General features: G+C 58.6%; 12 protein-coding genes. All 12 read right to left on the reverse strand.

Annotation, left to right across the window (positions count from 1 at the left end; all coding sequences use genetic code 11):
- A partial coding sequence (locus GX181_05010) for a chromate transporter (GenBank protein NLM71300.1) occupies positions 1 to 273 on the reverse strand: 273 nt, incomplete at its 3' end.
- Positions 274 to 370: 97 nt separating this feature from the next.
- Positions 371 to 1093 carry a hypothetical protein gene (locus tag GX181_05015; protein NLM71301.1) on the reverse strand — a complete coding sequence of 241 codons (723 nt, stop codon included), beginning with the start codon at positions 1091 to 1093 and terminating at the stop codon, positions 371 to 373.
- Positions 1094 to 1113: 20 nt separating this feature from the next.
- Positions 1114 to 2517 carry a dipeptidase PepV gene (pepV, locus tag GX181_05020; GenBank protein NLM71302.1) on the reverse strand — a complete coding sequence of 468 codons (1404 nt, stop codon included), beginning with the start codon at positions 2515 to 2517 and terminating at the stop codon, positions 1114 to 1116.
- Positions 2518 to 2736: 219 nt separating this feature from the next.
- The gene (gene dnaK / locus GX181_05025) at positions 2737 to 4623 is read right to left on the reverse strand and encodes a molecular chaperone DnaK (protein ID NLM71303.1); all 1887 of its coding nucleotides are present in this window, start codon (positions 4621 to 4623) and stop codon (positions 2737 to 2739) included.
- Positions 4624 to 4726: 103 nt separating this feature from the next.
- Positions 4727 to 5458 (reverse strand): phosphate signaling complex protein PhoU, encoded by a 732-nt coding sequence (phoU, locus tag GX181_05030; GenBank protein NLM71304.1) that lies wholly within the window; start codon positions 5456 to 5458, stop codon positions 4727 to 4729.
- 14 nt (positions 5459 to 5472) lie between these two features.
- On the reverse strand, positions 5473 to 7071 hold the full coding sequence (locus GX181_05035; GenBank protein NLM71305.1) for a Na/Pi cotransporter family protein: 1599 nt from the start codon (positions 7069 to 7071) through the stop codon (positions 5473 to 5475).
- Positions 7068 to 8561, reverse strand: a complete 1494-nt coding sequence (locus GX181_05040; protein ID NLM71306.1) for a C4-dicarboxylate ABC transporter permease — start codon at positions 8559 to 8561, stop codon at positions 7068 to 7070. Before GX181_05040 ends, GX181_05035 begins: the two co-directional genes overlap by 4 nt.
- A gap of 12 nt (positions 8562 to 8573) precedes the next feature.
- Positions 8574 to 9128, reverse strand: a complete 555-nt coding sequence (locus GX181_05045; GenBank protein ID NLM71307.1) for a hypothetical protein — start codon at positions 9126 to 9128, stop codon at positions 8574 to 8576.
- Positions 9129 to 9261: 133 nt separating this feature from the next.
- Positions 9262 to 10215, reverse strand: coding sequence for a tripartite tricarboxylate transporter substrate binding protein (locus GX181_05050; GenBank protein ID NLM71308.1), 954 nt, complete (start codon positions 10213 to 10215; stop codon positions 9262 to 9264).
- 78 nt (positions 10216 to 10293) lie between these two features.
- Positions 10294 to 11211, reverse strand: coding sequence for a Ppx/GppA family phosphatase (locus GX181_05055; protein NLM71309.1), 918 nt, complete (start codon positions 11209 to 11211; stop codon positions 10294 to 10296).
- Between the two features lie 3 nt (positions 11212 to 11214).
- On the reverse strand, positions 11215 to 11802 hold the full coding sequence (locus tag GX181_05060; GenBank protein NLM71310.1) for a hypothetical protein: 588 nt from the start codon (positions 11800 to 11802) through the stop codon (positions 11215 to 11217).
- Between the two features lie 210 nt (positions 11803 to 12012).
- Positions 12013 to 13323, reverse strand: a complete 1311-nt coding sequence (locus GX181_05065; protein ID NLM71311.1) for a diguanylate cyclase — start codon at positions 13321 to 13323, stop codon at positions 12013 to 12015.
- Positions 13324 to 13512: the final 189 nt, after the last annotated feature.

Below are 13512 nucleotides of genomic sequence, written 5' to 3' on the forward strand. Positions count from 1 at the left end.
CAAGACCGCCAGAAAGGGGGGGATGGAAGTCCCGGTTACGGCGGCGAAGGCGCCCCGTGCTCCGGCCATCCTCTTGCCGATGATGTATGAGAGGTTTACCGCGACGGGCCCCGGCAGGGCCGTGGCAAGCACGGTCATGTCGGCGATCTCCTCCTCGGAAAAGCCCCCTATGGAACGAAGCTCCCCCTGGATGAAGCCTAGCATCACTATTCCGCCTCCGAAGGTCAGAGCGCCTATGCGAAGAAACAAGAAGAAGATGGATCCGATGGACATATTTACTCAACCCTCCGTTGCGGGTGCCATTCTACGCGGCGCTCCTCCTGCGATTCGACCGGCGTGGAATGCCGAAGAGAGGCTTCGATGTGCCAATTCACAGCTGCCGGAGATTCTCCCTCTTCAAATAGCGATAGACCGTGGCTTCAGATATGCCGAGCCGCTCGGCCGTCCTGGCCACGGATCCCTTCAACGAGAAGAGATGCCTGTCATTGAGCATGCCGACAAATCGCATTCTCTCCTTGGGCCCCATCTCGGCGGGGGAGACAGTGAACTCGGCGATGCCCTGCTCGATGATCACATCCATCAGGTCTTCAATATCATAATCGGAGCCGGAGGAGGCATCAGGCTCGAGCAGCGACTCCACTGCGACACCCTCCTCTTCGGGGGCGGGCCTCATCCCCCTGATGAACTGAAACCTATCGTGCAGGAAGTCATGCAGTTTGACGAGGTTAGTCACGTCGTGATTCGCGCAGATCATCCCGCGAAGCTCTCCCTCCTCGTCCTTGATGAAGAAGGCGTGAGATTTGATTATCCTGCCGTCCCCGATCCTGTCCACGTGCGAGACCATGTTACGAGTGTAGCCTCCGCTTCTGACCAGCCTCACGAAGGACGGAGCGTACTCGGACATGGTGCCGCCCTCCGTCCGGCCGCTGATGTGCCCGTTTCTTATGGCGATAATGGAGGCCTCCGGGCACGAGAGGTCGTGAAGGACCAGCTCGCAGTCCGGCCCGCAGACCTCCGCGAAAAAGTCCAGTATAGAAATATACCTGTCGAAAAAACCGCTGGTGGTCGTCGGGGAAAGAGTCGGTTTCTTCATGTCCTGGTCCTCCGACCGACTCACTCTCCGGCGAGCTCCACGATGGCCCTTGCCATGATGTGAGCATTCTTCATTATGTCATCGACGGACCAGCATTCGTCCTCCTCGTGGATCTTGTAATCCTGTCCCGGGAAGACAGGACCGAACGCGACCACGTTCGGCATGGTCTTGGCGTAGGTTCCCCCGCCTATTGCTATGAGTCCGGCCTCCTCGCCGGTCACCTCCTTGTACGCCTTTTGAAGCGCTACGATGAGGGGTGAATCCTCCGGCATGTACAGGGGCGCCGCCGCCTCCGCCTTCTCCACGGATATCCCTCTCTCGCCAAGGGCCTTGTGAAGAGGCCGGGTCACCTCTTCGGCGTCCTTTGTCACAGGATAGCGTATGTTTATCGAGAAGCGCGCTCTGTCATCCTCCATGCCGACAACACCGGAACAGAGAGTTAGATTGCCGGACACCTCGTCGCTCATCCTGATTCCGAGGGACGAGCCGTCCGTCTCGAAACCCACGAGCTCCGCGAAAGCCTTGAAGAACTCGCCCTGCTCCTCCTTGAGCTTCAAGGAGACCATGAAATCGGCCAGGCATGCGAGGGCGTTGACCCCCAGCTCCGGAGTGCTTCCGTGCGCGGGCCTGCCCTTGACTACAAAGGTCATCGTCTCACCGTCCTGGCTCTCGAGAACCTCCAGCGACGAGCCCTCCGGTCCCTTCCAAGAGTCGGCCAGCGACAGTATTCGCTCACGGCACCCGGCACCGCTGGGCACCGTCACTTCGGTCTTGACCTCGGCCATCACGACGTTGTCCGCGACTCCTCCCTCGAGAGAGAGGACTCTGAAATCCCCGGAGGGCGCGAAGGGCATTGAGAGAGTGTACGTGAGGATGCCCTTCTCGGCGTTGATTATCGGGTACTCGGCGTCCGGCGTGAACCCGGCCACGGGAAGCTCCTCCCCGGCCTCGACGTAGTGCGCCATGCACTTGCTGCCCCTCTCCTCGTTCGTGCCGAAGATGACCCTCACCCTGCGCTTCAAGGGGATCTTCGAGTCGAAGACGGCCTTGGCGGCGAAGAGGGCGACTAACACCGGGCCCTTGTTGTCCAGCACGCCCCTGCCGTAGAGCATCCCGTCCTTCAACTCGCCGCCCCACGGGTCAACACTCCACCCCTTGCCCTCGGGGACCACGTCAAGGTGACCGAGGACGGCTATCATCTCGTCCCCCTCGCCCAGCTCGGCCCAGCCCGCCACGTTATCCACGTTTTTCGTCCTGAAGCCCATCCTCTCGGCGAAGGCAAGGGTCCAGTCCAGCGCCTTCCTCGGGCCCGCGCCGTAGGGCGCCCCCTCCTCGGGGTCTCCTCCCACGCTCGGGATCCGAAGGCTCTCCTGCAGAGCCGCCAACAGATCATCCTTAACAGCATCGATATTCCGACTGAGCAACATAATTCCCCCTAATCTCTGTCTATTCCGGACGAGCGGAAAAACTGGCCCGCCCTCTTGCACCTACCAGAGTATACCCCTTAAAGCGCCGGGCCACAAAGGCATCCCCTTCGTAGACTCTCGCTCCCCTCCTGAAAAAAACAACCTGCGGGCGTATGAACGTCCGCAGGTCGAACCATCTTTGCCTGTTGTTCGGACCGCCGGCCCGATTTAGATCCCTCAGCCCGTGCTCTCGGAGCTGTCAACGAACTCCGCGTCCACCACGTCATCGCTAGCGCCGGACGGTGCATCCCCTTGAGGGGCTCCTCCGCTGTTCGAGGAGGCCAGGATCTGAAGCATCTGTTTTATGTCGGAGGCGGCGACCCTTAGCGAGTCGAGCGACGAATCGTCCTTCGACAGAAGGGTTTTCCCCTCATCGACGAGCGACCTTGCACGCGCCCTCTCGTTCTCCCTGGATGAGTCGCCCTGCTGTTCGAGGGTCTTCTCCAGCTGGTAGACCAAACTCTCCAGCTCGTTCCTCGCCTCTGCCATCTCCTTCCTCTTCTTGTCCTCCGCCGCGTGCTCCTGCGCCTCTCGGATCATGCGGTCGACCTCGGACTTGTCGAGGTTGGTCGAGCCATCGATGGTTATCCTCTGCTCCTTGCCCGTGTCCTTGTCCTTCGCGGTGACGTTCAGTATTCCGTTGGCGTCGACATCGAAGGTTACTTCTATCTGCGGCAATCCCCTGGGCGCCTGGCGAATTCCCTCGAGCTTGAAGTTGCCAAGCACTCTGTTATCGGCCGCCATCTCCCGCTCGCCCTGCAGCACAACTATGTCCACTGCAGGTTGATTATCCGCCGCCGTAGAGAAAATCTCGGTCTTCCGGCAGGGGATCGTCGTGTTCTTGTCGATGAGCTTGGTCATCACCGCCCCCATCGTCTCCACTCCTAGTGAGAGGGGTATAACGTCGAGCAGCAGTACGTCCTTCATCTCGCCGCTTAATATACCCGCCTGGACCGCGGCACCTACAGCCACGACCTCGTCGGGATTCACCGACATGTTAGGCTGCTTGCCCCCTGTCAGCTTCTTCACCAGGTCCTGAACGGCGGGTATCCTGGTCGACCCTCCGACGAGCACGACCTCTTCGATCTCGCCCTCGGAGAGCTTGGCCGCCGACAGCGCGTCCTTGACCGGTCCGGTGCAGCGCTCTACAAGATGAGCGGTGAGCTGGTCAAACTTCGCCCTGGTTATGCTCATGTTGAGGTGCTTGGGGCCATTTGCGTCCGCTGTAATGAAGGGCAGCCCGATCTCGGTGTTCGCCCTGGACGAGAGCTCGCACTTCGCCTTCTCCGCGGCCTCGTAAAGCCTCTGCAGGGCCTGTTTATCCTTGCGCAGGTCGATGCCGCTCTCCTTGCGGAACTCGTCGGCGATCCAGTCGACCACAACCTTGTCGAAGTCGTCCCCTCCAAGGTGAGTGTCGCCCGATGTTGACAACACTTCCACTACTCCGTCGCCGATATCGAGGATGGAGACGTCGAAGGTGCCGCCTCCGAGGTCGAAGACCATTATCTTTTGCTCCTTCTTCTTCTCCAGCCCGTACGCGAGAGCGGCGGCGGTCGGCTCGTTCACCACGCGGAGCACGTTGAGCCCCGCGATGGTCCCGGCATCCTTGGTGGCCTGCCGCTGGGCGTCGTTGAAGTATGCGGGCACAGTAATCACCACGTCATCGATCTTCTCGCCCAGGTAGGCGGACGCATCGTTCACCAGCTTCCGCAGCACGGACGCGCTTATCTCCTCTGGCGCGTACTCCTTGCCGCCGACCGAGAATCTGACCGCTCCGTTCGGTCCCTCCGTCACCCTGTACGGAACGATCTTAAGCTCCGAGTCCACCTCATTGTACTTTCGACCCACGAAACGCTTGATCGAGAACAGGGTGCCGTCCGGGTTGAGCGTCGCCTGCCTCTTGGCCAGAGAGCCAACCAGCCTCTCGCCGTCCTTTGTAAAGGCCACCACCGAAGGGGTCGTCCTTCCGCCCTCCGCGTTGGCCACAACCTCGGGAGAACCTCCCTCCAATACCGCAATTACAGAGTTTGTCGTCCCCAGATCTATGCCTACAGCTTTTTTCATATAGCATCCCCCCCGAATCCTTTTGACTATTACTGACTAATGCTATTATACACCTGTCTTCTCCATTGTCAAGATTGGTCAGAGGGGAATTTCGTTCTTTATGTCATTTTTCGGTCGAGCTTCTCTCACCTTTCACGCCGTTTCTTTCGTCCTTGCACGAGAAGTTCTTGCCCTCCGCCATGAAGTAGACCCTCTCAGCGATGTTTATGACGTGATCCCCGGCTCGCTCAAGATGCCGGGCCACCCACAGCTCCGAGGCACCGATCTCGACGGCTTTCACTCCGTCATCCCCTGAATGGATCACGGTATCCTCCAAGAAGTCCGTGTAACAGCGCGCGTAGAGGGAGTCCACCTCGTCATCGCGTTCCCAGAGTGCGGACGCCATGTTTTTGTCCTCGTTTTCGAAGGACTCAAGCGCCTTGGCGAACATCTCCAGAACGAGCGAGAGCATCTCGAGCAGGACCTCGCGCCTGGGGTATGCCACTCCTGGAGCGACCCTTGGCGCCTTCTCGGCGATATTGACCGCCTGGTCGCCTATTCGCTCGAGGTCGGTTATTATCTTCAGGACCGCCAGTATAAAGTAGAGCTCCTCTCTTGCGGGGGAGCGGAGAGCGATCGAAGCAAGGCACTCCTGGTCCACTTCACTCTCCATACGGTCGATGGTATCGTCTTCCTTGATGACCCGGCGCGCCAGCACCTCGTCATGGTCGAGGAATGCGTGCACGGCGTTTTCGAGAAGCCTTGCGGCGCCCTTCCCCATCTTCACCACGAGGGAGACTATCCTCTCTTTATCCAGCCTGTATAAATGGGACTGAATATCGGCAATACTGCTCATTCCTCCTCGCCCCCTTAATGGTTTCTTGAGGTGTCGCGATAGCGATGCGCCTCGCCCCTGGCGATTTCAAGGGAGGTCTTCACCAGCAGATAGGCCTGAGACATGTAGTCGAGCAGAGGGGCCAATTCTCTGCGGCTGATGGCATCCACCCCCAGCCAGAGCCTGATCTTTCTCTCAAGCTCCTCGTACTCCCTCCCGTAGTGTCCTGCGTCGCTTGCAAAATCCGCATCTGCCAGGGCGAAGGCCCTCAGAGCGTAACGGACATTGATAAGGACGAGGGATGAAAACTCTTTCCACGTGTCGTCCCCTAACTCCCGTTTGAACTGTTCTGCCACACCCGCCTCGGCAAGCAGTCTCAGCTCTCCCATCAGGATTTTTGCCATCTGGCGGAAGGAGAGCACGGAATAGGAGACGCTTGAGTAGTCGGCTTTCAAGACTTTGTCCTCGGATGGCACACGTATCCTGAACATGTACTCCTGGCATGCCTCCGACAGGCTGTCTATAGCCTCGGGGAGGCTGTTCTGCTCCTCCAGGCCCGGCATACTCTTGTCTGTCAGGAAGAGAGACTGGCAGTAGAGCTCGATGTAGTTTGCCAAGCGAATTATCTCCTTGGAGAGCAGAAGTATAGCGAGAGCGGGGACCTCGAGCAGCTCCTCGTCCAAGTAGACGGGGTCACCGAGGCTCTCTTCTTTTCCCCGCTCCATCAGCCGGTCGGTCAGTCTCGCCAGCCAGTCGGAGAGGGGATAGAAGACGATGGAGTTGAATATGGCGACTCCAAGCTGCACTTGGAACACAAGGACGGCCATGTCCGCCGTGCTGGAGGCGATAAGCCTCTGGGCGAGGCCCCAGAAGGGGATGACGATGAGCACTCCCAGGATCTTGTATATCAGGGTGCAGACCCCCAGCTTCTTGGCGTTGTGCCTGCCCACGAATGCGGCCAGCACCACGGTGATTCGGGCGGCGCACACTATGGGAAGAAAGGAGGATACGGGCAGGGCGCCAGCGTCCGCCAAGGTGATCACCACCGCAAGCACAGCGGAGTTGCTCTGGAGTATCGTGGTCGCAAGAAAGGCCACGATACCGACCAGCCAGGGGCTGTTTGCTGTCACAGTCAGCATCCGAGAGAACCAAGGAGCGTTCAGAAGCGACGGTACGCCGATTTTCAGCACGAACATGCCCAGAAGGACTATCGAAATGCCCTGTAGTACGCGCCCGATTCGGTAGACGTTGCCCCTTCCGAATCTGACCATCAAGTAGCTTGCGCAGAACATGAGCGGTGAATAGACGGCGATGTTCATGCTCAGCAGGAAGGTGACGAATGTGCCCCCTACGCTCGTCCCCATCATGACTACCACGGATCCGGCGAAGGAGAGCATTCCCGCGTCCACGAAGCCTACAGCAAAGGCCGTCCCTAAAGTGCTGCCCTGTCCTATCGCCGCGAGCACCACGCCGAAGAGAAAGGCCATGGGCTTTTTCTGCGTGAAGCGAAGGAGGAGTTCCTTGGCCTTGTCTCCAAAGCTGGTACCGAAGGCTATGGTCGTCTGCTCTATGCCGTACAGGAAGAGGGCCAGCCCACCCAGGATGTTTATAGCGGCGAGCAGCTGGGGGTTCATGCTTTAGCCTCTCGGTTCTTTCTGCTCTCCCTGATGAACGGAACGACCACCGAGGCAAAGGCCAGTAGAAGCAGCGCGAGCGACAGCGGCCGCTTAAGGAAGAGCGAGAGCCCCCCCATCATGATGGTGGTGCGCAGGTTTTTCTCTATCATCGTGCCCAGTATCATGCCGAGCACTATGGGCGAGACGGGTATCTTGCTCCTCGTGAGCAGCCAGCCCAGTATTCCGAATGTCAGGCACACTCCGACGTCGAACAGAGACCCGCGGACGGCGTAGCTTCCTATGAAGGAGAAGGCGAAGATCATCGGGTAGAGCAGTTTCTTGGGTATCAGCGCCGCCTTGATCCAGGCGCGCGCACCGACCAGGCCCAGCAACAGCAGGACTATGTTCGCCACCAAGAGGCTTGAGAAGAGAGTGTACACAATTTCCGGGTGCCGGGTGAAGAGCTCCGGCCCCGGCTGGAGGTCGTGGATCATCAGGGCGCCTATCAGCACCGCCGCCGATGAGCTGCCCGGTATGCCGAGCGTCAGAAGCGGCACCAGCGCACCTCCGACGGAGGAGCTGTTCGCCGCTTCGGCCGCCGCCACTCCCTCCGGCGCTCCCTTCCCGAAGCTGTCGGGGTCCTTGTTGACCCGCTTCTCGACGTCGTATGCGATAAAGGAGGCGATCGTACCGCCGGCTCCCGGGAAGACGCCTATGACCGTGCCGAGTATCCCCGCCCTGATCATAGAGTACTTGATTTTAAGATAGTCGCGGATCGAGGGCCATGGCGATTTCGTCCTGTCGGGCTCTTCAGGTGGTCTGCCGACCTCGCCCGTCTCTATTCCATTGAAGACCTCGCTGAGGGCGAAGAGTCCGATCAGGACGGGAATAAAGGCGAAACCGTCGTATAGCCGCACCACGTCGAACGTGAAACGGCTGACGCCGCTGAGAGGGTCTATGCCTATCGTATTGAGCAGCAGCCCTAGGAGCACCGCGATAAATGACTCGAGCCAGCGTCCTCCCCCTAGAGATGCGATGGTGGACAGACCTAGGATAGCCAGGGCAAAGTACTCCGCGGGCCAGAACTTCAGCGCGAAGCGAGCGAGCGGCGCAGAGAAGAGCACCAGGATGATGATGCCTATGAACCCTCCCGTCACCGAGGCGACGAGGGATATTCCAAGGGCGGTGCCCGCCTTGCCCTTACGGGTGAGAGGGTAGCCGTCGAAGGCCGTCACCACGGCGGACGGTGTCCCCGGGGTGTTTATCATTACAGCTGTTATCGAACCGCCGTAGTTCGAGGCCAAGTAGATGGCGCAGAGCATGACCAGCCCCATGGTCGGGGTCATCCCAAACGAGAAGGGCAGCAGCAGGGCCACCGCCATCGATGGTGATATCCCAGGCATGGCGCCGGCCAGGATGCCCACTATCACTCCGCCGGTGATGACGAGCAGAGCGTTGAAGTTCATGAGTGCGGAAAGGCCGTTCATCAAGTGTGAAAGTAGTTCCATCCGAGACCCCTCCTACCCGAACAGTATCCCCGAAGGGAGCGAAATGTGCAGCAGGCGGACGAAGACATACCAGGAAAAAGCCGCCCAGCCCCCCGAAAGAGCGAGAAGCACCGGGATTCGCCTCTCGCCGAACAGTAGCAGCAGGAGCAGTATCATACCCGACGAAGAGACCAGGTAGCCCGCAGTGTTCATACCCCATAGGGACAAGGCCACGATGCACGCGGTCAGAAGCACTCGCTTCACATCGCCCGTAGCCGGGTCCTCGGGGGCGTTGCCCTGGAAGATGCGCCACAGCTGGTCGAGAGTAAAGAGGGCCAGCCCGGCCGCCCAAAGCCTGGGCGCGATCCGGGCGCTGCTCCCCACGGCCTCTATCTCCTCTACTCCGAAGGAGAGCAGGAGAAACACGAACGCCAGGAACAGCATCGTGAAACATATTACTATTCGGGCCCGGTACGGAGCATATTTCCTCCGCGTAATTACAAATCCTAAAGCGACTACTATCAGATAAGATATTATCCACACGGGAAAACTGCCGGACCCGCTGAGGCTTTCAGCCAGTGCTTCCATAAGACCACCTCCGGGAGCGACAAGGCTCCAAAGTTTTTCCTCCGCATTCCGCTAAAAAGGTGCGGGGACCGCACACAGCACGATGCCCCGCACCTGTCCATTTGAATCCGAGGCCGTCGGCCCTAAAACGGCGCTACTTCACAAGGCCGAACTTCTTGAGGTAGAACTCGAAGTTCTCGACATCCCTCTGAACCTGGGCGTTGAACTCGGCGCGACCGTGGTCGACGACGTCTATCCCGTCCTTCTCGAGGTAGGCGATCCACTCCGGATCCTTGGCGACCTGCTTGAGCAGATCCTCCCACCAGACCATGGCCTCCTCGGGAGAGCCCTTCTTCATGGCGAAACCGCGCCACATGATCTCGTCATCCAGCCCCTCGATGCCAAGCTCTATGAACGTGGGGGCGTCGGGGAACATCTCGAGGCGCTCCTTCCTGGCTATCGCGACGATGTTGAACCCCTCGCGGCCTCCGATATCCGCAGGGTTGCCGACGTAGACGACGCCCTGTCCGCTTAGAAGGCCCATCATAGCCTCGGGGCCGGTGGCGTAGGGTATCCACTTGGCGCTCATCCCCGCCTTGTCCCAGACCTTCATGGACATGAGGTGGTCGTTTCCACCAGCGGCGGGACCCGTCCACAGCTGAGCGCCCTTCTTCTCCTGCGCATCCTTGAATATGGCCTCCCAGTTGTTCAGCTCAGTGTCCTTCGCGGCGATGAGGCACTCGGGGTCGCGCATGATCAGGGCGATCCACTCGAAGCCCCATACGTACTCGTCGACATCCTTCTTCGAAGTGAGGACCTTCGCGATATTCGAGGTCGTTGCGGCGAATACGGTGTAGCCGTCTGCAGGCTGCTCCAGCACGGCCTGCATTCCTATGAGGCCTCCCGCGCCCTCCTTGTTCTCCACCACGAAGGTCGCGTCCGTGTACTTGGCCGCTATGGAGACAAACTTTCTGCTGGTCACGTCCATCAGCCCACCGGGGCCAACGTAGTTGACCACGTGTATCGGCTTTTCAGGATAAGCGGCGTAAGCCGCCGGGACCAGAACCAACAGGAACAGAACACACAGAACCGCAGTAATACGTTTCATCAACAGCACCTCCTATGATATTTAAGGAACATACCGATTGGGTAACACCGCAGCTCACGGATCGAGCGAACGTTCCGGCTATCTCGAGAACAGCTCGTAAGCGAGGCCGTGACGCAAGCCCCTGTCGCTCACCGTGAAAGAGTCGACATGGAAGGCCTCGAGAAGGGCGCGGACTATGCATGCTCCCGCAAGGATGACATCCGCACGCTTTGGTTGCAGCCCAACCACCGCACGGCGCTCTTCCAACGTCTTGGATGCGAACATTTCGATCATCTCATTTACATCGTCGAGACTCAAGATCGATCCCTGGACCAAGTCGGGGTCGTACGCCTCCATCCGTAGCTTCACGGATGCCAAGCTGGTGACCGTGCCTCCCAGACCTACCAAGACGCAGTCCGAGTCCAAGGCTCCTCCTTCGGCAAGGTCCTTCCCGATCCTCGCAAGCCCCTCCTCGACCGAGCCGTCGCGAACCGGATCCTCCTTGAAGAACTCCTCGGTGATACGGACGGCGCCGATCGGAAGGCTGAACTTCTTCCTGATCTCCCCTCCTTCACCGAAGATGAACTCCGTGCTTCCACCCCCCGTGTCGAATACCACGAGCTTGTCGTCGCCGACAGGCAGCCCGGACAGGACTGCCAGGTAAGACAGACGAGCCTCCTCCCCCCCCTCTATCACACGGAGGGTCAACCCCGTCAACTCCTTCACCCGTGCTATGAAGTCGGCTGCATTGGACGCTGTCCGAAGGGCCATCGTCCCAACTATCTCGGGAGATTGCACGCCCAGAGAACGGGATTCTTCGACAAACCCAGCCACGGCCGCCGCGTTCCGCTCAAGAGGTTCGTCACCGATCCTGCCGGTCTCGCGAAGGCCCTCGCCGAGCCTCGCTATGTCGTTTTTGTCCGACACCGTCTCCAGAGCGCCATCCTGCCCCTTCCTTGCGACATGAAACTTGATCGAGTTCGTGCCGACGTCTATGACGGCCCTGAGCGACTCCATGACCTAAGCCATCCCGACGGACTGCTTCATGGCCTGGATGTAGTTTATGTTCGGCAGGCCCTCGAGGCCGAGTTCGCGCACCGTCTTCATGACGGTCTGCGTGTCTTCGTGCTCGACGCAGATCGTGCGAAGCTCCGCCCCGTCGAAGTCCGTGTCCGCTATCTCGACTATCGCACCGTTAATAACGAATATATGGCGTTTCTTCTTGACGTTCACGGGCCTGAGGTTCTGGTCGGGTCGCACTATCTCGTTCAGGAACTGGTCGAACGAGTACTCCTTCTTTCCGTAGACCGGCTCCGGCGCCTTGAAGTAGGAGAAGAGCCTCTTCAGATCCGCGACAGGTATCGGGAACTCGGTCTTCATCACCGGATACCACTGCTCCAATCCATCGGCGTCGACCTTCTGAAGTGATTTTATGTCGAGAAGTTCGTCCCTTATCTTGACGTTCTCGTCGCTGTTCTTCGAGAGCACGTATACTTCCTCGCTCTCCTTGTAATTGCCCTGTTCGAACTTGCGTATCCTGGCCTCCTGTTCGTCAAAGCCGGCACCGAACGTCCTCCACTCCCATCTCGCAACGATAGGCTTCACCATGACCACACCTCCGAAAAACTAGATTCGAGGAAAAACGGATAAAAAAAAAGGAGAGCGCACGCTCCCCCAAAAAAAAGACAACAGATCACCTATTAGGGGCAAAACACCCTGTCGCTAAAACGCGCAGAATATTCTGCTTTTTCAAGGTCGACATAGACAGTTTATCATCCGGGCTCCTATTCTGTCAAGCGCAATACATCTCGAGATGCGTCAGTTCCTGAAGCGCCATGCGTCCCTTCCCTCCCTCTTGGCACGGTACATCGCGATGTCGGCGTGCTTCATGATCGTCTGCACGTCCTCTCCGTCGTCGGGATAAAAGGATATCCCCATGCTGCCGGTGATGAAAAGCGATTTGCCGTCTATCTTTATCTCCTTGCGAAGGCTCTCGAGAAAACTGTCCGCCATGGCGGCCGCTTCTACCTTTTCCTTAAGGTGCGGAAGGATGAAGGCGAACTCGTCGCCGCCGAGCCGCGCAAGGGTGTCGATCTCCCTTATCTCGCCGTCCAGCCTCTCGGCGACCGCCATCAAGACCAGGTCTCCCATCAGGTGGCCGAGGCTGTCGTTGATCTCCTTGAAGTTATCCAGATCCATGAATATGACCGCGGCCCTCAGTCCCAGACTCTCCCCGTCGGCCATCGCGGCGAATAGTTTTTCGTTGAACAGCATCCGGTTCGGCAGTCCAGTGAGCATGTCGTGGGTGGCCTGGTGCAGGATCATCTCCTCCGCGTTCTTTCTTCGAGTTATATCGGTGAATATCCCTACGAGGCGCAAGGGGGTTCCGTCCTCATCCCACTCGAACACCTTGGACCTGTTCAACACCCATATAAGGCCGCCCTTTTTGGTGACCATGCGGTATTCGTGCGAAAAGGAGGTGGACTTTCCAAGCAGGTGCTCCTCCATCTTTCGCTTCATCCCGTCGCGGTCGTCGCTATGAATTCTCTTCTCCAGCTCATGAAGCGAGGGTGAGATCTCGTTTTCCTCGAAGCCCAGCATGGCCTTCCACTGCTTGGAGTAGAACACCTCGCCCGTGTCGATATTCCATTCGCAGATCCCGTCCCCCGCCCCGTCCACCGCGAACTTCCAACGCTCCTCGCTCCTTCTCAGCTCCTCTTCCGTCCGTTTGGAGGCGGTTATGTCCATGTCGCCACCCACCATTCCGACGACCTCGTTTTTTTTGTTGAATATCGGGCCCTTGTAGGATCTCAGCCAGACCAGTTCTCCCATGCCGTTCTTGAATAAGCACTCAAGATCGGTAGACGGCGCTGCGTTCTCCATAACCATCCTGTCCTGATCCAGGATGCTCTGCGCAAACTCATGCGGGTAGAGGTCGAAGGGCCCCTTGCCTACGATCTGCTCCGCCGGAAGGGCCAGGAAATCGGCGAAGGCCTGGTTTACGAAGACGTAGACAGAGTTCCTGTCCTTCACGAACAGCGGGATGGGGAAGAGGGAGAGATAACGCTCCCGGAAATCGATTTGATCCAATAGCTCATCGTCGTGGTCGAACAAATCATCTGCAATCATAGAGCGCCTCCGAGGTTAGTCCTGATCGTCGCAATACGACAAAAAAGTCTCTTAAAAAAAGCAGGGAACAGCGCAGACGAAAAAAGAGCCTGCGGAGCACTGCGGTCATTCACGCTCCGATGGTGCGCGGTTTTTGCATCGGACTCTTGCGGCAGGCTCTTGTGATGTACTATAGTATACCTGTATTTT

It is taken from the genome of Synergistaceae bacterium (genome assembly GCA_012521675.1).
GTDB lineage: Bacteria > Synergistota > Synergistia > Synergistales > Aminobacteriaceae > JAAYLU01.